The following is an 18227-nucleotide window of genomic DNA, read 5'->3' on the forward strand; positions in this document are numbered from 1 at the left end:
CACCGGCTAGAGGCCGCTGGTGTCGAGCTCGATCCCGAACGGCTCGGGCAGCCGCACCGGCGTCCCGAACGGATGCGGTCCGTCCACCTTCGTGTACCCGAGCCGCCCGGGCCCGGCGAACACCGTCACCGTCGTCTCCACCCGGTCGACCAGCAGGTACAGCGGGGCGCCGTACTCGGCATACCGCTTGCGCTTGACGACCCGGTCGGTCTCGGCGTTCGACTCGGAGGTGATCTCAACGACGAGCAGCACCTGGTCCGGCAGCAGAGCACCCCCGCCTTTCGCCAGCGCCTTGGGGACGACGGCGAGGTCGGGGATGTACCAATTCGACGAACCCGGAAGGTCCAGGTTGCCCGAACCGGTGACGCAGCCCAGTTCCTTGACCCGCAGGCGGATCTGATCGCGGATCTCGTCGGCCGCGTTCTCGTGGTCCCAGCTCGGCGTCACGTTGCTGATGACCCCTTCGACGATCTCGGTGCGGTCTCCGCTGTGGTGCTGGACGGCGTACTTCAGCGCGCGCTCGGGATCTACGCCTTCGCTGTAGTCGTGCGCGGTGGTCATCCCGGACGCCTCCCTTGCTTCCCGTGACCAGACTCCCACGGGTTCCCACCCCCGGTCGTCACCCCCGCGGGTGCTCCTGGACCTGTGACCCGGTGTTCATACCCGGATGGCAAGCTTGAAGGATGAACGATGCTGCCCCGGCGCCCACCCCTGCGCCCGCGCCCCGCCGTGCCCGTGTCCGTGCCCCCGAGCTGATCGGCAAGGGTGGCTGGCTGAACACCGGAGGGAAGGAGCTGACCCTCGCCGACCTGCGGGGACGTATTGCGATCCTGGATTTTTGGACCTTCTGCTGCATCAACTGCCTGCACGTCCTCGACGAGCTGCGCGAGCTGGAGGAGAAGCACCGCGACACCGTCGTGATCATCGGCGTGCATTCGCCGAAGTTCGTGCACGAGGCCGAGCACGCGGCCGTCGTCGACGCCGTCGAGCGGTACGAGGTGCACCACCCCGTGCTGGACGATCCGGAGCTCGCGACCTGGAAGCAGTACGCCGTGCGGGCGTGGCCCACGCTCGTCGTGATCGACCCCGAGGGGTACATCGTCGCCCAGCACGCCGGCGAGGGGCACGCGCACGCCATCGCGAAGCTGGTCGAGGAGCTGGAGGCCGAGCACGAGGCCAAGGGGACGCTGCGGCGCGGGGACGGGCCGTACGTGGCGCCGGAGCCGGTCGCGAGCGACCTGCGGTTCCCCGGGAAGGCGGTGCTGCTGCCGAGCGGGAACCTGCTCGTGTCGGACACCACGAGGCACCAGCTCGTCGAGCTGGAGGCGGACGGCGAGAGCGTCGTGCGCCGCATCGGCACCGGCGAGCGCGGCTTCGGCGGTGACAGCTTCAGCGAGCCGCAGGGCCTCGCGCTGCTGCCCGACGGCCGGGTCGTGGTCGCCGACACCGTCAACCACGCGCTGCGCACCTACGACCCGGCCACCGGGCACGTGGAGACCGTCGCCGGCACCGGGCGCCAGTGGTGGCAGGGCTCGCCGACCTCCGGCCCCGCCCTGGAGGTGGACCTGTCCTCGCCGTGGGACGTGGCCTGGTGGCAGGGCAAGGTGTGGATCGCCATGGCCGGTGTGCACCAGCTGTGGACCTGGGATCCGCAGGACGGCACCGTCGCCGTCGCCGCCGGGACCACCAACGAGGGGCTGCTCGACGGGCCCGTCGCCGAGGCCTGGTTCGCCCAGCCCTCGGGGCTCGCGGCCGCCGGGGACCGGCTGTGGATCGCCGACTCCGAGACCAGCGCCCTCCGGTACGTCCACCCCACCGACACCGGCTACGCGATCACCTCCGCCGTCGGCACCGGCCTGTTCGACTTCGGGCACCGGGACGGGGAGGCGGGCCAGGCCCTGCTCCAGCACCCGCTCGGGGTGACCGCCCTGCCCGACGGCTCGGTCGCGGTGTCCGACACGTACAACCACGCGCTGCGCCGCTACGACCCCGCCACCGGAGAGGTGTCCACGCTGGCCACCGATCTGCGCGAGCCCAGCGACGCCGTGCTCGTCGGTGACGACATCGTGGTCGTCGAGTCGGCCCGGCACCGGCTGACCCGGCTGCGGCTCCCGGAGGAGGCCGTCCGGGTCGAGTCCGTGGCGCACCGGACGCAGCGGGCCGCCACCGAGGTGGCGCCCGGCACGCTCCGGCTCGACGTGGTGTTCCAGGCGCCGGGCGGGCAGAAGCTCGACACCCGCTACGGGCCGTCCACCCGGCTGCTCGTCTCCTCGACCCCGCCCGAGCTCCTCGCCGGGGGCGAGGGCGCCGGGACCGACCTGTTCCGGGAGCTCGCGCTGAACCCGGAGGTCACCGAGGGCGTGCTGCACGTCTCCGCGATGGCGGCTTCGTGCGACGACGACCCCGCCAACGAGTACCCGGCCTGCCACGTCCACCAGCAGGACTGGGGCGTGCCCGTCCGGGTCACCGCCGACGGCGCCTCCCGGCTGCCCCTGGTCCTCGCCGGGATGGACGAGGAGGGGTGACCTGAGCCCCTGGGGGCCTTCCCGGGGGTCAGCCCTCCAGGAAGGCCACCAGGGCGTTGGCGAGGAGGTACGGGTCGTCCGCGCCGCACAGTTCGCGCGCGCTGTGCATCGACAGGATCGCGACGCCGATGTCCACGGTCTGGATGCCGTGGCGGGCGGCCGTGATCGGGCCGATGGTCGTGCCGCACGGCATGGAGTTGTTGGAGACGAAGGTCTGCCACGGCACGCCGGCCCGCTCGCAGGCGCTCGCGAACACCGCGCGCCCGCTGCCGTCCGTCGCGTACCGCTGGTTGACGTTGACCTTCAGGATCGGGCCGCCGTTGGCGCGCGGGTGGTGCGTCGGGTCGTGCCGTTCCCCGTAGTTGGGGTGCACGGCGTGCCCGGTGTCGGAGGACAGGCAGATGGTGCCGGCGAAGGCACGCGCGCGGTCCTCGTACGAGCCCCCGCGCGCGAAGACTGAACGTTCCAGCACGTTGCCCAGCAGCGGGCCGTCGGCGCCGGTGTCCGACTGCGAGCCGTTCTCCTCGTGGTCGAAGGCGGCCAGCACCGGGATGTGGTCGAGCTTCTCGGAGCCCGACACCGCCGCCAGCGCCGCGACGCCCGCGTGCACCGACAGCAGGTTGTCCATGCGCGGGCCGGCGACGAGCTCGCGGTCGCGGCCCAGGTACGCGGGCGGTTCGATGGAGTGGACCATCAGGTCCCAGCCGGCCACCGAGCCCTGTTCCAGGCCCTCTTCCTCTTCGAGGAAGGCGATCAGGTCGCCCTCGTGCACGTCGCCCAGGCCCCAGATCGGCTGCATGTGCCGCTGCTTGTCGAGCTTGAGGCCGTCGGTGTTCACCGATCGGTCCAGATGCACGGCGAGTTGGGGGACGCGCAGCAGCGCGCGGTCCACGTTCACCAGGCGCTCGCTGCCGTCGCGCAGGGTCAGCCGGCCGGCGAGGCCGAGGTCGCGGTCCAGCCAGGTGTTGAGCAGGGTGCCGCCGTAGATCTCGACGGCGATCTGCCGCCAGCCCTGGGAGCCCGTGTCGGGCTGCGGCTTGACCCGCAGGTTCGGGGAGTCGGTGTGCGCGCCGACGATCCTGAACGGGGTGTGCGCGGCCGCGCCTTCGGGGACGTACCAGGCGATGAGCGCACCGCCGCGGAGCACGAACTTGCCCCCGGTGCCCGCATCCCAGGCGTCCGTTTCCGACAACTGCCTGAAGCCTGCCTTCTCCAGCCGCTCCGCCGCGTTGGCCACGGCGTGGTACGGCGACGGACTGGCCGTCAGGAAGGTCATCAGATCGTCGGTGTGGCCGCGGTCGAAGCGGGCGGGAGAGCTCATGTGGTTCACCTTAACGACGGTCGTGTTCGCCATGGCCGGACTGCGACGGATGGCCGGAGGTCAGGGTGCGCAGGGTGGGTGGTCTGCGGTCCTTGTCGGTTCTCAGCCCGGCGGTCGCTCGAATCGGCGCTGCAGTTGTCTGCGCTCGCCCCGGCGGATGCGCGGGAGCATCTCCGGGGTCTGCGGGGAGCGCTGCGCGCGTCTCTTGCGTCCGGCGCAGAAGATACAGGCCTCACCGGGGGGCGCGTCGGGGTCGATGGGTGCACCGGGGTGTTCGGAGCAGCCCGAGGCGTTGCGGGGGCGGGAGAGTTCGCGGGCGACGATGAAGGCGCGGTGGAGGTCGTCGGCGATGCGGACGAAGTCCTCGGCGGGGGAGGACAGGCCCAGGTGGAACCGCTGGTCCTCGATGGTGCGCACGCACGCGCGCAGTGCCTGGAGGGTGTACGGGCCCTCCGGTACGGGGTATCCGAGGCGGCGCTGTTCACCGGCGGGGGCGGCGGCGGGGCCGCCGTGCCGGCGCTGTCCGAGGCGGCGGCGGTCGTTGCAGATGAGGCAGCGGCCCCAGCCGTCGGGCGCCTCGGGGTCGAGGGCGCCGTTGGGGTGCTCGGAGCAGCCGGTGTAGCTCTTGGCGGGGGCGAGTCCGGCGGCGGTCTGGAAGGCCACGTAGAGCGCGTCGGCGATGGTGTCGTACTCGGCGGGGTGGGCGCCGTCGTACAGCTCGCGCAGGTGGTCGCCGAGACTGCCCAGGCTCGCCTGCAGCTCCTTGAGGGCGTACGGGCGCCCGGTGGGGACGGAGTACCCCCTGCTGCCGTGCTGATCCTGTGGACTCATGCGTACGAGCGTCCCATGAACGACTGACATAGGGGAAAGCCGCAGGACAGGGGCCCCGGGGCGGACCAGGCGGCGCATGCGCCAGCGGCCGGGACCCCGTGCGGGGGTCCCGGCCGCTGTGCGTACACGGCGTACTGGTGTGGCGGGCGGACGGTGCCCGCGGGCGGCCTAGAAGGCGGCTTCGTCGAGCTCCATGAGGGAGTTGTCGACGGCCTCGGCCAGCGCGCGCTGGACGGAGACGCCCGGGAGGACCTCGGCCGCGAAGAACTTCGCGGCGGCGATCTTGCCGGTGTAGAAGGGGACGTCCTTCGCGGAGGCGGTTGCCAGCTTCTCGGCGGCCACGGCGGCGCCCCTGAGCAGCAGGTATCCGACGACCACGTCGCCGGAGGCCATCAGCAGGCGGGTGGTGTTCTGGCCGACCTTGTAGATGTTCTTGACGTCCTCGCCGGTGGCGGTGAGGTCGACGATCATCTGGCCGACGATGGCCTCCAGGTCCACGGCGGCCTTGGCGAGCGCGTCGCGGGCGCCGGCCAGCTCCTCGCCGCCGACGGCCTCGGCGAGGAACTTCTTGATCGTCTCGGAGAGGAGGTTCAGGGAGGCGCCCTGGTCGCGGACGATCTTCCGGAAGAAGAAGTCCTGGCCCTGGATGGCCGTGGTGCCCTCGTAGAGGGTGTCGATCTTGGCGTCGCGGATGTACTGCTCGATCGGGTACTCCTGGAGGTACCCGGAGCCGCCGAAGGTCTGCAGGGACTGCGCGAGCTGCTCGTACGACTTCTCCGAGCCGTAGCCCTTGACGATCGGCAGGAGCAGGTCGTTCAGGCCTATGAGGGCGGAGGCGTCCTCGCCGGCGGCCTGCTTGACCTGGATCTCGTCCTGGACGGTCGCGGTGTGCAGGACGAGGGCGCGCATGCCCTCGGCGTACGCCTTCTGCGTCATGAGCGAGCGGCGCACGTCGGGGTGGTGCGTGATGGTGACCTTGGGCGCGGTCTTGTCCATGAAGTTCGCGAGGTCCGGGCCCTGCACGCGCTCCTTGGCGTACTCCAGCGCGTTCAGGTAGCCGGTGGAGAGCGTCGCGATGGCCTTCGTGCCGACCATCATGCGGGCGAACTCGATGATCATGAACATCTGGCGGATGCCGTCGTGCTTGTCGCCGATCAGCCAGCCCTTGGCGGGGTGCTGGTCGCCGAAGGTCATCTCGCACGTGTTGGAGGCCTTGAGGCCCATCTTGTGCTCGACGTTCGTGGCGTAGACGCCGTTGCGCTCGCCCAGCTCGCCGGTCTCCCAGTCGAAGTGGAACTTCGGGACGAGGAAGAGCGACAGGCCCTTGGTGCCCGGGCCGTGGCCCTCGGGGCGGGCGAGGACGTAGTGGAGGATGTTCTCCTCCATGTCGTGCTCACCGGAGGTGATGAAGCGCTTGACGCCCTCGATGTGCCAGGAGCCGTCCTCCTGCTGCACGGCCTTGGTGCGGCCGGCGCCCACGTCCGAGCCGGCGTCCGGCTCGGTGAGGACCATGGTGGAGCCCCAGCGCTTCTCGACGGCGATCTGGGCGACCTTCTTCTGCGCCTCGTTGCCCTCTTCGAAGAGGATGCCGGCGAACGCCGGGCCGGAGGAGTACATCCAGATGGCCGGGTTCGAGCCGAGCAGCAGCTCCGCGTAGGCCCAGATGAGGGAGCGGGGCGAGGTGGTGCCGCCGATCTCCTCGGGCAGGCCCAGGCGCCAGTACTCCGAGTCCATGAAGGCTTCGTAGCTCTTCTTGAAGGAGGTCGGGACCGGCGCGGTGTTGGTGGCCGGGTCGAAGACCGGCGGGTTGCGGTCGGCGTCCGCGAAGGACTCGGCCAGCTCGTTCTCGGCGAGGCGGGCGAGCTCGGACAGGACGCTCTTGGCGGTCTCGGTGTCCATCTCCTCGAACGGACCGGTGCCGTACTGCTTGTCGCGGCCGAGCACCTCGAAGAGGTTGAACTCGATGTCGCGGAGATTCGACTTGTAGTGCCCCATGGCGACGGCTCCGTTAAGGCTCGGGGAGAGAGGTTCCTCGTACATACCAATCGGTAACGTAATGATGCTACCCGTCGGTAATAAGACGCAACCCCTGGCGACTGTGACCAGCGTCAAGCCTGGCGGGAAATGCGTGTCCGGGCGTGACGGGCAGGTCGGTAGTCTTCCCCTCATGTACGGCTACGACCAGAACGTGAGCGCAGGGCAGCAGTACGCCGCCCCGCAGCAGATGGCCGGCGGGTACGGCGAGCAGCCGCTCTACCCCGAGCCATCGCCGCCGTCGCTCGCCGACGCGGTGCGGGCCTTCACCACGGGGTCCCTGTCCGCGGAGGACTTCCAGCAGATCTTCGCCACCTCGAAGGTCTACTGCCCGCGCGGCGAGACCCCCGGATTCCTGGCGCTGCACAACACGCAGCAGCCGGTCATCCCGATGTTCACCACGCTCAAGGAGCTCCGCCGCTACGCCGGCAAGGAGTCCAAGTACTTCGTGATCACCGGCGCCGAGGTGATCGACCTGCTGCCCACCGGGTACGGCTTCGTCCTCGACATGGAGGGCGACCACCGGATGGTCTTCGACGCCAAGGCGGTCGAGCAGATGGTCGACTTCGCCATGCGCCGCATGTACGGCTAGGGCCTGTCCGGACAGGGCCTGGACGCGGTGCGGACGGCCGGCCGTACCGGCTGAGGCCTGACGGGGGGCGGGGCGATGCTGCGGGTGCACTTCACGGCCGAGGACCTGCTCAACGTCACCTTCGCGAGCGAGCCGCTGCCGATGGTGGAGCTGGCCATGGCGCTGGTCGCCTGGCAGCGCACCGACGAACCGGCGGTTTTCGGCCGCTGGCGGGGCAGGGTCAGCCGGGAGCTGCCGGGCCGAGTGCGCCCGCTGCTGGACCTGCTGCGCCCGGACGGTGACAACCCCGAGTTCGTCGAGCCGTACACGGGCACGCTGGAGGAGGGACTCGCCGCCGTACGGGAGGCCGCGCCGGCGCTGACCGGCGCGCAGCTCGCCCGCGCCGCCGCCCGGGCGCCCGGGCCGGATTCCTGGCTGCGGGCGCTGTGGGGCCGGGACCGGGAGGCGTGGGACCAGTTGGGCGGGGCGCTCAGGGCCGGCCACGAGGTCGTGGTGGCCCCGCACTGGGCCCGGATCCGGCAGTCCTTCCATGCGGACGTCGCCTGGCGCACGCGGCTGCTGGCCACCCACGGCATCAAGGCGTGCCTGGCCGGTACGCACCCGCGGGCCGAGTGGTCGGGCACCGTCCTGGAGGTCGACCGGCCGCCGCACTACGAGGTCCGGCTCGGCGGGCGCGGGCTGCTGCTGATGCCCTCGCCGTTCTGGACCGGGCGTCCGCTGGTCGCGCAGGGCCCGGGCGGGCCGCAGGGGCCGCCCGTGCTGATGTACCCGGCGCTGACCCCGCTGCCCCTGGTCGGTGCCGGGCCCGCGGAGGGCGCCCTGGACGCCCTGCTGGGCCGCACCCGGGCGGCCGTGCTCCAGCAGCTGGTGCGCCGGCGCACGACGAGCGAACTGGCCCGGGACCTCGACATCAGCCTGCCCTCGGTCTCCGAGCACACCCGCACCCTGCGTGCGGCCGGGCTGATCACCACCGAGCGGGACGGCAGGGCGGTGCTGCACACGGTGACGGGCCTGGGCGTGGACCTGCTGCGCAGCGGTGGCTGACCTTTCGGGTACGCCCGAAAGGATCGCGGCCGGTGCCGTGGCTCCCGAGTATCGGTGCTGCGGGGAATCCACGGGGGTCCCCGCACCACCGACGAGGGGGCACTGATGGCTCGTACGTCCATCCGCACGAACCTCGCCGCGGTCGCGGTCACCGGGACGCCGGCGCCGGGTACGGGGGTCCTGGCGCCGGCTCCGTCGCCGGTCAATTCGGTCGTCTTCGCGCCGTAACCGCAGGTCGGACCGTGATCGGCCCCGGGGGGGAATTCCCCCGGGGCCGCTTCTGTTCTGCGGGTGTGGCAGAAAGTTCGAGTTTCAACTAAACTCGACGCAGAAGGAGGTCCTGACCATGCCCGCAGTGACTGTTGAGAACCCGTTGACCCTCCCGCGCGTGGCCGAGCCGCAGGCCGCCGTCCCGCGCAAGGTGCTGGCCGTCGTCTCCGCTCCCGGTGGGTTCGAGGGCGAGGGATTCCCGGTGCGCCGCGCCTTCGCCGGTATCAACTACCAGTACCTCGACCCGTTCATCATGATGGACCAGATGGGCGAGGTGGAGTACGCGCCGGGAGAGCCCAAGGGAACGCCCTGGCACCCCCACCGCGGCTTCGAGACCGTCACGTACCTGATCGACGGAACCTTCGTCCACCAGGACAGCAACGGCGGCGGCGGCGTCATCAACGGCGGCGACACCCAGTGGATGACCGCCGGATCGGGCCTCCTGCACATCGAGGCCCCGCCGGAGTCCCTCGTCGTGTCCGGCGGGCTCTTCCACGGCCTCCAGCTGTGGGTGAACCTCCCGGCCTCCGACAAGATGATGCCCCCGCGCTACCAGGACATCGGCGGCGGCCAGGTCCAGCTGCTGACCACCCCGGACGGCGGCTCCCTGCTCCGCGTGATCGCCGGTGAGCTCGACGGCCACCAGGGCCCGGGCATCACCCACACCCCGATCACGATGATCCACGCGACCGTCTCGCCGGGCGCGCAGATCACCCTGCCGTGGCGCGAGGACTTCAACGCCCTGGCGTACGTCATGGCCGGACGCGGGTCCGTCGGCGAGGACCGCCGGCCCCTCCGGACCGGGCAGACGGCCGTCTTCGGCGAGGGCGGCTCGCTCACGGTGCGGGCGGACGAGTCCCAGGACTCCAACGCCCCCGACCTGGAGATCGTGCTCCTCGGCGGCCGTCCGATCCGGGAGCCGATGGCGCACTACGGTCCGTTCGTCATGAACAGCCAGCACGAACTCCAGCAGGCCTTCGACGACTTCCAGGCCGGCCGGCTGGGCCGCATCCCCACCACCGCGCGCACCGGGCTCGGCCACCGCGGCGCCGGCGACGCGGAGGACTGACCGGCTCCGACGGGCTCCCGGCCGGGAGCCCGTCGCGCCCACGCGCCCAACGAGCCCTGCGCCCCGACCGGGGCGTCCGGGGCTCACAGCACCTGGTCGGCGCCCGTCTTCGACTGCTCGTGCAGCTCGAACCAGATCGACTTGCCCTCGCCCTGCGGGTCCACGCCCCAGGTGTCGGCGAGCATCTCCATCAGCAGCACCCCGCGGCCGCTGGAGGACATCTCGCCCGGGTGCCGCTTGTGCGGCAGCTCGTCGCTCCCGTCCGCGACCTCCACGCGCAGCCGGCGCGCGCCCAGTTCGCCCACGGCCTCCGCGACCAGCAGCGCGTCGCCGTCCGTGTGCAGCAGTACGTTCGTCACGATCTCGGAGACCATCAGCACCGCCGAGTCCACCTGGTCGGCGTCGGCCCAGTCGTGCAGCAGCTCGCGGACCTGGCGGCGGGCGCCCGCGATCCGTTCCGGTTCGTCCTGGGCCACCGTCAGCACCGTGCGGCGCGCCGGGCGGGCCGGGTGCGCCGGCGGGGTCCCGCAGGCGCAGCCGTCGCCCTCGCCCTCGCGGCACAGCAGCACCACGGCTATGTCGTCCTCGCGGCGGTCGGCCAGCGGGCCCGTGGTGTGGTGCGAGGACGGCCCGTGCACGGCCTGGACCAGCAGGTCGGCCAGCCTTTCGAGGTGCGGGGGCTCGAAGCGTCCGGCGGCCGGGCCCTCCGGCTCGTGCGCGCCGACGGAGCCGTGGGTGTCGGACTCCAGGACCGCGCGCAGCCGCGCCCAGCCCGTGTCCAGGTCGTGCCCGCCGGTCTCGATGAGCCCGTCGGTGCACAGCATCATCGTCTCGCCCGGTTCCAGGGTGAACCGGGTGGTGGGGTAGTCGGTGTCGGGGACGATCCCGAGGGGGAGCCCGCCCGCGGTGGGGCGCATCAGGACGGTGCCGTCCGTCATCCGGATCGCGGGGTCGGGGTGGCCGGCGCGGGCCACCTCCAGCATCCCGGTCTTCGGATCGCACTCCACGTACAGGCAGGTCGCGAACCGCGGGCTCTGGAAGTCCGCGTCCACCTCGGCGCCCGCTCCCGGGCCGGTGCCCGCGCCCGCGGCCTCGTACGGATCGGACTCCTGCGAGGCGCACAGCCCGGCCAGGAAGCGGGAGGCGCGGGAGAGCACCGCGTCCGGCCGGTGGCCCTCGGACGCGTACGCCCGTACGGCGATCCGCAGCTGGCCCATCAGCCCGGCCGCCCGGACGTCGTGGCCCTGCACGTCGCCGATGACCAGCGCGAACCGGCCGGACGGCAGCGGGATCATGTCGTACCAGTCGCCGCCCACCTGGAGCCCGCCGCCGGTCGGGACGTACCGCGCGGCGATCTGCATGCCGGGGATCTCGGGGCCGAGCTGGGGCATCATCGACCGCTGCAGGCCGGTGGTGAGCTCCCGCTCGGATTCGGCCACTCCGGCGCGCTGGAGCGCCTGGGCCAGCATCCGGGCCACGGTCGTCAGCACGGACCGCTCGTCGGGCGAGAACGACGCCGGGTGCTTGAACGCGGCCATCCAGGCGCCCATGGTGCGCCCGGCCACGGTCAGCGGCAGGAAGGCCCAGGACACCCGGTCGAAGCGCTGGGCGAGCGGCCACGTGGCCGGGAACCGCCGTTTGTAGTCCTCCGGCGTGGCCAGGTAGATCGCCCGGCCGGTACGGGCGACCTCCGCGGCCGGATAGTCCGTCTCCAGGAGCATGTCCGTGAAGGGTTCCTCGTCCCCCGGATCGTGCCCGTGGTGCCCGATGATCGACAGCCGGTCCCCGGCCACGCCGAAGACGGCCAGCCCGTCCGGGCTGAAGCCCGGCATGGACAGCGAGGCCGCGACCCGCAGCACCTCGGCCGTGGACCGGGCCTCCGCCAGCGCGCGCCCCGCGTCCAGCAGGAAGGCCTCGCGGGAGCGCCGCCAGTCGCCCGTGATGGGGGTGTGGGCCGCCGTGGTGCCGGGCTGCGGCTCGGCGATCTCCTGGATGGTGCCGATCAGCTCGTAGTCCACGCGCCCGTCGGCGGAGCGGCTCTCCAGCGGCTTGGAACGGCTGCGGACGGTCCGCAGGACCCGCCCGTCCACGTCCATGATCCGCAGCCGGGCCTCGGCGAGGGTGCCCTCGGCGACCGCCAGGTTCACGATCCCGTTGATCTCGTTCCAGTCCACCGGGTGGAAACGGGACCGTACGGAGACCTCCGGCAGCACCACGGGCTCGGCGGGCAGCCCGAGGAGCCGGGCGGCCTCACCGTCGAGGGTGACCGTTCCGGAGGCGTTGTCCCACCGCCACAGGCCCGTCGCGATGGCGGCCAGGACGTCCTCGGTGCGCACCCGGCCATCTTTACAGGTCATATCCGTCAAGTGCCTGTCAGGAGGGACCGCCGGACGCATTTGCGCAGGCTGGAGGGAGTGCCCGACCCGTCACCCTCCCGGACGGTAACCTTGGGACGGTTGAATCCACCCTGGTATCGCGTAGAACTGGATGACTGATGCATCGGTACAGGTCCCACACCTGCGGCGAGCTCCGCGCTTCTGACGTCGCCGCCGACGTCCGGCTGAGCGGCTGGCTGCACAACCGTCGAGACCTGGGCGGCATCCTCTTCATCGATCTGCGGGACCACTACGGCATCACGCAGCTCGTCGCCCGGCCGGGCACCGCGGCGAACGAGGCGCTGAGCAGCGTCACCAAGGAGACCGTCGTCCGCATCGACGGCAAGGTCGTCTCCCGCGGCGCCGACAACGTCAACCCGGAGCTGCCGACCGGCGAGATCGAGATCGAGGTCTCCGAGGTCGAGGTGCTGGGCGCCTCCGCCCCGCTGCCGTTCACGATCAACACCGACGACGGTGTGAACGAGGAGCGGCGTCTGGAGTACCGCTTCCTCGACCTGCGCCGCGAGCGCATGCACCGCAACATCATGCTGCGCTCGGCGGTCATCGCCTCCATCCGTTCCAAGATGGTGGCCCTCGGCTTCAACGAGATGGCGACGCCGATCCTCACCGCGACCTCCCCCGAGGGCGCCCGTGACTTCGTGGTGCCGTCCCGCCTGAACCCGGGCAAGTTCTACGCCCTGCCGCAGGCCCCGCAGCAGTTCAAGCAGCTGCTGATGATCTCCGGCTTCGACCGCTACTTCCAGATCGCGCCCTGCTTCCGCGACGAGGACGCCCGCGCCGACCGCTCGCCGGGCGAGTTCTACCAGCTCGACGTGGAGATGTCCTTCGTCGAGCAGGAGGACGTCTTCCAGCCGATCGAGCGCCTGATGACCGAGCTCTTCACCGAGTTCGGCAACGGCCGCGAGGTCACCTCGCCGTTCCCGCGGATCCCGTTCCGCGAGTCGATGCTGAAGTACGGCAACGACAAGCCCGACCTGCGCGCCAAGCTGGAGCTCGTCGACATCACCGACGTGTTCGAGGGCTCGGAGTTCAAGGCGTTCGCCGGCAAGCACGTGCGCGCGCTGGCCGTCCCGGACACCGCCGCGCAGCCGCGCAAGTTCTTCGACGGCCTCGGCGAGTACGCGATCTCGCTGGGCGCCAAGGGCCTCGCCTGGGTCCGCGTCGGCGAGGACGGCGCCCTGACCGGCCCGATCGCCAAGTTCCTCACCGAGGAGAACGTCAAGGTCCTCACCGAGCGCCTGGGCCTGGCCCCCGGCCACGCGGTGTTCTTCGGCGCGGGCGAGTTCGACGAGGTCTCCAAGATCATGTCCGGCGTTCGCGTCGAGGCGGCCAAGCGTGCGGGCCAGTTCGAGGAGAACGTCTTCCGCTTCTGCTGGATCGTCGACTTCCCGATGTACGAGAAGGACGAGGAGACCGGCAAGATCGACTTCTCGCACAACCCCTTCTCGATGCCCCAGGGCGGCATGAAGGACCTGGAGGAGAAGGACCCGCTCGACATCCTGGCGTGGCAGTACGACATCGTCTGCAACGGCATCGAGCTGTCCTCCGGCGCCATCCGCAACCACGAGCCCGAGGTCATGCTGAAGGCCTTCGAGATCGCGGGCTACGAGGCGGAGACCGTCGAGCGCGAGTTCGCCGGCATGCTGCGCGCGTTCCGCCTCGGCGCCCCGCCGCACGGTGGCATCGCCCCGGGCGTGGACCGCATCGTGATGCTGCTGGCCGACGAGCCGAACATCCGCGAGACGATCGCCTTCCCGCTGAACGGCAACGCGCAGGACCTGATGATGGGCGCGCCGACGGTCCTGGAGGAGGCCCGTCTGCGTGAGCTGAACATCGCGCTGCGCAAGCCGGTCGAGACGAAGGCGGCGGAGCGGCCGGTCTCGGACGCGGTCGTCCCGGACGCCGGGTCCCCGCGGGGCTGAGCCCGCTGATACGCCGAAGGCGGCGCCCCCTCTCCTCGCGGGAGGGGGCGCCGCCTTTTGCCTGCGTGATTCTTCCTGCGTACGGCCGGGGGCCAGGGGCTAGAACCGGTCGAGGATGCCCTTGAGCAGGGCGGCGGAGGTCAGCTCGGCGGGGGCCGGGCCGGCGTGGAAGAAGCCGGCGTTCTCGGCGTCCAGCTTGCGCAGGAAGTCGAAGGCCTTGTTGTCGTGCTCGCCGAACGCGACGAACTGCCAGTGGATGCCGGGCGCGGTGGCGGCGGCGTCGGTGATCGCCTGACGGGCGGGCTGGCGGTTGTCGGGGGCGCCGTCGGTCTGGAAGACGACCAGGGCCGGGCCCTCGCCGCCGTCCTTCTGGTAGCGCTCGACGACGGCCTCGACGGCCACGTGGTAGCTGGTGCGGCCCATCCGGCCCAGCTCGGCGTGGCGGGCCTCGACCCAGGACGCCTCGTGGGTGTCGAGGGCCAGGTCGGCGGTGCCGTCCAGCTCCGTGGAGAAGAACACCGTGTGCACGGTCGCCTCGTCGTCGAGGTGCGCGGCGAGGGCGAGGGCGTGGTCGGCGAGGTACTGCGCGCTGCCGTCCTTGTAGAAGCCGCGCATCGACCCGGACCGGTCCAGGACGAGGTACACCTTGGCCCGCGCCCCGGCCTTGCCCTTCCCGCGGAGCACCTGGCCGGCGGCCTTGTAGGCGCCGGCGATCTCGGGCGCCCGGCGCCGTACGGCGGCCGGCGCGTGCGCGGGCCCCTCAGAGGTGGCCCCCTCGGCCTCGTCCGCCTCCGGCGCGGGTACGTCGGCCTCGGCGGCCACGGGCTCCGCCTCGGGCTCGGTGGCCTCGGCGGCCACCGGCTCGTCCTGCGCCTGCGGCGCGGTCTCGGGCTCCGCCGCGACCTCGTCCAGGGGCTCCGCCTCCGGCGCGGTGACCTCGGCGGCCACGGGCTCCGCTACGTCGGCCTCGGGCGCGGTGGCCTCGGCCGGCGCCGGCTCGTCCTGCGCCTCGGCCGCGGGTACGTCGGCCTCGGCGGCCACGGGCTCCGCCTCGGCGTCCGCCTCCGGGGCGGTGGCCTCGGCTGCCGCCGGCTCCGCCTCGGGCTCGGGGGCAGCCGCAGGCTGCTCCGCGGCGGCGAGGGCGGTGTCGGCCTCGGCGGCAGCCGGCTCGGCCTCGGGCTGTTCCGCGGCCGCGGGAGCGGCCGCCTCCGGCTCGGCGGCCTCGGCGATCTGCGGCTCCGGCTCCGGCTCGGCCGCCGGTGCGGCCTCTGCCTCCGGCTCCGCGATGGCGGCGGCTTCGGCTGCTGCCGGCTCCGCCTCGGGGGTGGTGGCCTCGGCGGCAGCCGGCTCGGGCTCCGCAGCGGCGGCGGTGTCCGCCTCCGGCGCGGGTGCCTCGGCAACGGCAGCGGTGTCCGCCTCAGCGGTGGTGGCCTCCGCAGCGGCGGCGGTCTCCGCCTCCGGCGTGGTGGCCTCGGCTGCGGGTGCGGCCTCCGCGGCAGGCGGGGTGGATTCCTGGCCGGGCGTCGCCGCAGGCGAACCAGGCGGGGTGGTTTCCGGGCCGGGCGTCGCCGCAGGCGAGGGCGCGCGGCGGGCTTCCGGCACCGTGGGGTCCGCGGCCGGGGCGGGGGCCGTGAGGACCGTCCCGGGCTCGCGGTCCCGCGGAGCGGACTGAGGAGGAACAGTGGGGTTGTCGAAGGACGCCGCCACCAGATCGGCGGCCACGTCCAGGGGGGTACGTTCCGCCTGGTTGGGGACAGCGGCCGAGGGGGCGTCCGTAGTCTCCGGAACGGGTTCTTCAGTCCGTCCGAACACCTTGCGCAACAAGCTCCGAATACCCATGGGCCAGGCCTTTCGCATGAGTGCGTGCGTCATTTGTCCGTGCTGCGCGGTTGATCCCTGCCCAGAGTGGACACGTAAGGTTATCGGCCGCCCGGCTGGATCTTCGGCAGGGTCGCCTTTCGTGGCGTCCGGCTTCCAAACACGCCCACACCGCGCTCGAACTGCCGCTCCGACGTGCCGGGTTCACCGACCGTTCATCCCCGCGCCGCCACTTCGGCGCAACCCGGGCCTAGCGTCACGGCTGGATTGTTCCGACACGTTGTCGGCGCCCACGCAGCTACTCGGAGGACACTCGTGCGCAAGCTTCTGCCGCTCATCGGCAACCCGCATGGGAGCGGCCGGTCCGCTCTCACCTGTCGCTACCGCTGTGGCGACGCCTGCTTCCACGAGGTGCCGAACACAAGCGACAACGAGTACGCGGGCGATGTCATAGCCCGCGCGTACTCCCGCCGCTCGATGCTGCGTTCCGCCGCCGTCGTGACGGTCGCCACCGCCGCCGGCTCCGCCGTGGCCCTCAGCGGCCCGGGGCAGACCGCCAACGCCACCCCCTCCGGTGAGGCCGCGGCCGCCGGCAAGGGCGGCGAGGCCGCCCGCGGCCTGCGCTTCAAGGCCGTCGCGCCCAACACCGACGACAAGGTCACCATCCCCGAGGGCCACGAGCAGAACGTGGTCATCCGCTGGGGCGAGCCGATCATCAAGGGCGCTCCGGGCTTCAACCCCGACAAGCAGACCGCCGCCGCACAGGCCGGTCAGTTCGGCTACAACAACGACTTCCTGAGCCTCCTCCCGCTCGGCGGCGACTACGAGCGCCAGCAGCTGCTCGTGGCCAACCACGAGTACACGGACGAGATCCTCATGTTCAAGGGCTACGACCCGGCCAAGCCGACCCGCGAGCAGGTCGAGATCGCCTGGGCCGCGCACGGCCTGTCCGTGGTCGTCGTCCAGGAGGACCACCGCAGCGGCAAGCTGACCGCGGTCACCCGCCACCAGCTCAACCGCCGTCTGACCGCCACCAGCGAGTTCAAGCTGACCGGTCCGGCCGCGGGCGGCGCCCTGCTGAAGACCTCCGTCGACGCCACCGGCACCAAGGTGCTCGGCACCCTCAACAACTGCGCCGGCGGCACCACCCCGTGGGGCACCACCCTCCACGGCGAGGAGAACTTCAACCAGTACTTCGGCAACGCCGGCCAGGTCACCGACCCGACCGCCGCCGCCCGCCTGAAGCGCTACGGCGTGACCGCCGGCGCCACCGAGCGCAAGTGGGAGCTCTTCGACAAGCGCTTCGACGTGGCGCAGGAGCCCAACGAGTCGCACCGCTTCGGCTGGGTCGTCGAGCTGGACCCGTACGACCCGCACTCCGTCCCGCGCAAGCGCACCGCGCTGGGCCGCTTCAAGCACGAGGCCGCGCAGCCCCGCCTGACCGAGGACGGCCGCCCGGTCGTCTACATGGGCGACGACGAGCGCTTCGACTACTTCTACAAGTTCGTCTCGTCGAAGCAGATGAAGAAGGGCAACTCGCGCGCGGCGAAGGAGCACAACCTCACGCTGCTCGACGAGGGCACCCTCTACGTCGCCATGCTCACCGGCGACTCCCCGGCCGCCGGGTTCGACGGCACCGGCAAGCTCCCCTCCGACGGCGAGTTCGACGGCTCCGGCGTCTGGATCAAGCTGGCCACGGGCAACGTCTCGCACGTCGAGGGCATGACCGCCGAGGAGGTGTACGTCTTCACGCGCCAGGCCGCCGACAAGGTGGGCGCCACCAAGATGGACCGTCCCGAGGACGTCGAGCCCTCCCCGCGCACCGGCCGCGTCTACATCGCGCTGACCAACAACACCGACCGCGGCAAGCCGGGCAAGGAAGGCGCGACCGAGCCCAACCCGCGCAACCTGAACAAGCACGGCCAGATCCTGGAGCTCGCCGAGAACTTCGACGACCCGGCGGGCGACGGCTTCGCCTGGCGGCTCTTCCTGGTCGCCGGTGACCCCAACGACCCGGCGACGTACTTCGCGGGCTTCCCGAAGGACAAGGTCAGCCCGATCTCCTGCCCGGACAACGTGGCCTTCGACCCGCACGGCAACCTGTGGATCTCCACGGACGGCAACCAGCTCGGCTCCCACGACGGCCTGTTCGGCGTCGCGACGGCCGGTGACCGCCGCGGTGAGCTGAAGCAGTTCCTGACCGTCCCGCGCGGCGCCGAGACCTGCGGCCCGCTCATCCAGGACAAGCGCGTCCTGGTGTCCGTCCAGCACCCGGGCGAGATCGACGGCGCGTCCGTCGAGAAGCCGCAGTCGGTGTGGCCCGACGGTCCCGGCAAGATCGTCCGCCCGGCCGTCGTCTCGGTCTGGCGCAAGGACGGCAAGAACATCGGCGTCTGATCCGGTGG

At 71.8% G+C, this 18227-nt stretch carries 13 protein-coding genes; 7 read left to right on the forward strand and 6 right to left on the reverse strand.

Annotated features, from left to right (window positions below):
• Positions 1 to 6: 6 nt before the first annotated feature.
• Positions 7 to 561: a Uma2 family endonuclease gene (locus tag AB0D29_RS00700; RefSeq protein WP_362851383.1), complete on the reverse strand. Its 555-nt coding sequence runs from the start codon at positions 559 to 561 to the stop codon at positions 7 to 9.
• A 122-nt stretch (positions 562 to 683) separates the two neighbouring features.
• On the opposite strand from AB0D29_RS00700, the gene AB0D29_RS00705 reads away from it, so the two are divergent.
• Entirely contained in the window at positions 684 to 2525 is a 1842-nt protein-coding gene (locus AB0D29_RS00705) for an NHL domain-containing thioredoxin family protein (RefSeq protein ID WP_362851385.1), read from the forward strand.
• 28 nt (positions 2526 to 2553) lie between these two features.
• Here AB0D29_RS00705 and AB0D29_RS00710 read toward each other — a convergent pair whose 3' ends face one another.
• From AB0D29_RS00710 to AB0D29_RS00720, 3 genes are all read right to left on the reverse strand, one after another.
• Positions 2554 to 3846: a M18 family aminopeptidase gene (locus tag AB0D29_RS00710; protein WP_362799033.1), complete on the reverse strand. Its 1293-nt coding sequence runs from the start codon at positions 3844 to 3846 to the stop codon at positions 2554 to 2556.
• Between the two features lie 102 nt (positions 3847 to 3948).
• Positions 3949 to 4677, reverse strand: coding sequence for a hypothetical protein (locus tag AB0D29_RS00715; protein ID WP_362851387.1), 729 nt, complete (start codon positions 4675 to 4677; stop codon positions 3949 to 3951).
• A 168-nt stretch (positions 4678 to 4845) separates the two neighbouring features.
• Positions 4846 to 6672, reverse strand: coding sequence for an acyl-CoA dehydrogenase (locus tag AB0D29_RS00720; RefSeq protein WP_362851790.1), 1827 nt, complete (start codon positions 6670 to 6672; stop codon positions 4846 to 4848).
• Between the two features lie 172 nt (positions 6673 to 6844).
• Here AB0D29_RS00720 and AB0D29_RS00725 point away from each other — a divergent pair, with 172 nt between their 5' ends.
• From AB0D29_RS00725 to AB0D29_RS00740, 4 genes are all read left to right on the forward strand, one after another.
• Positions 6845 to 7303: an SseB family protein gene (locus tag AB0D29_RS00725; protein ID WP_030302361.1), complete on the forward strand. Its 459-nt coding sequence runs from the start codon at positions 6845 to 6847 to the stop codon at positions 7301 to 7303.
• Between the two features lie 75 nt (positions 7304 to 7378).
• A complete protein-coding gene (locus AB0D29_RS00730) occupies positions 7379 to 8347 on the forward strand; it encodes a winged helix-turn-helix domain-containing protein (protein ID WP_362851389.1) in 969 nt (322 codons plus the stop codon).
• A gap of 105 nt (positions 8348 to 8452) precedes the next feature.
• Positions 8453 to 8575, forward strand: a complete 123-nt coding sequence (locus tag AB0D29_RS00735) for a hypothetical protein (RefSeq protein ID WP_362851391.1) — start codon at positions 8453 to 8455, stop codon at positions 8573 to 8575.
• A 118-nt stretch (positions 8576 to 8693) separates the two neighbouring features.
• Complete coding sequence (locus AB0D29_RS00740) at positions 8694 to 9686, forward strand: pirin family protein (RefSeq protein ID WP_362851393.1); 993 nt, start codon at positions 8694 to 8696, stop codon at positions 9684 to 9686.
• Positions 9687 to 9769: 83 nt separating this feature from the next.
• Here the strand turns inward: AB0D29_RS00740 and AB0D29_RS00745 are convergent, their stop codons facing one another.
• Positions 9770 to 12022 carry a SpoIIE family protein phosphatase gene (locus AB0D29_RS00745; protein WP_362851395.1) on the reverse strand — a complete coding sequence of 751 codons (2253 nt, stop codon included), beginning with the start codon at positions 12020 to 12022 and terminating at the stop codon, positions 9770 to 9772.
• 158 nt (positions 12023 to 12180) lie between these two features.
• Between AB0D29_RS00745 and aspS the strand changes: the two genes are divergently transcribed.
• Positions 12181 to 14004, forward strand: a complete 1824-nt coding sequence (aspS, locus tag AB0D29_RS00750; protein WP_362851397.1) for an aspartate--tRNA ligase — start codon at positions 12181 to 12183, stop codon at positions 14002 to 14004.
• Between the two features lie 99 nt (positions 14005 to 14103).
• Here aspS and AB0D29_RS00755 read toward each other — a convergent pair whose 3' ends face one another.
• A complete protein-coding gene (locus AB0D29_RS00755) occupies positions 14104 to 15726 on the reverse strand; it encodes a VWA domain-containing protein (protein WP_362851399.1) in 1623 nt (540 codons plus the stop codon).
• Between the two features lie 411 nt (positions 15727 to 16137).
• Between AB0D29_RS00755 and AB0D29_RS00760 the strand changes: the two genes are divergently transcribed.
• On the forward strand, positions 16138 to 18219 hold the full coding sequence (locus AB0D29_RS00760; RefSeq protein WP_362851400.1) for a PhoX family phosphatase: 2082 nt from the start codon (positions 16138 to 16140) through the stop codon (positions 18217 to 18219).
• Positions 18220 to 18227 lie beyond the last annotated feature (8 nt).

The sequence above is a fragment of the Streptomyces sp. NPDC048424 genome, assembly GCF_040651555.1.
Classification (GTDB): Bacteria; Actinomycetota; Actinomycetes; order Streptomycetales; family Streptomycetaceae; genus Streptomyces.

Excerpts from the sequence above, each read along its gene's own strand:
- AB0D29_RS00710 (WP_362799033.1), bottom strand. The coding sequence starts at position 3,846 with ATGAGCTCTCCCGCCCGCTTCGACCGCGGCCACACCGACGATCTGATG.
- AB0D29_RS00735 (WP_362851391.1), top strand. The coding sequence starts at position 8,453 with ATGGCTCGTACGTCCATCCGCACGAACCTCGCCGCGGTCGCGGTCACC.
- AB0D29_RS00730 (WP_362851389.1), top strand. The coding sequence starts at position 7,379 with ATGCTGCGGGTGCACTTCACGGCCGAGGACCTGCTCAACGTCACCTTC.
- AB0D29_RS00720 (WP_362851790.1), bottom strand. The coding sequence starts at position 6,672 with ATGGGGCACTACAAGTCGAATCTCCGCGACATCGAGTTCAACCTCTTC.
- AB0D29_RS00700 (WP_362851383.1), bottom strand. The coding sequence starts at position 561 with ATGACCACCGCGCACGACTACAGCGAAGGCGTAGATCCCGAGCGCGCG.
- AB0D29_RS00740 (WP_362851393.1), top strand. The coding sequence starts at position 8,694 with ATGCCCGCAGTGACTGTTGAGAACCCGTTGACCCTCCCGCGCGTGGCC.
- AB0D29_RS00705 (WP_362851385.1), top strand. The coding sequence starts at position 684 with ATGAACGATGCTGCCCCGGCGCCCACCCCTGCGCCCGCGCCCCGCCGT.
- AB0D29_RS00715 (WP_362851387.1), bottom strand. The coding sequence starts at position 4,677 with ATGAGTCCACAGGATCAGCACGGCAGCAGGGGGTACTCCGTCCCCACC.
- AB0D29_RS00725 (WP_030302361.1), top strand. The coding sequence starts at position 6,845 with ATGTACGGCTACGACCAGAACGTGAGCGCAGGGCAGCAGTACGCCGCC.
- aspS (WP_362851397.1), top strand. The coding sequence starts at position 12,181 with ATGCATCGGTACAGGTCCCACACCTGCGGCGAGCTCCGCGCTTCTGAC.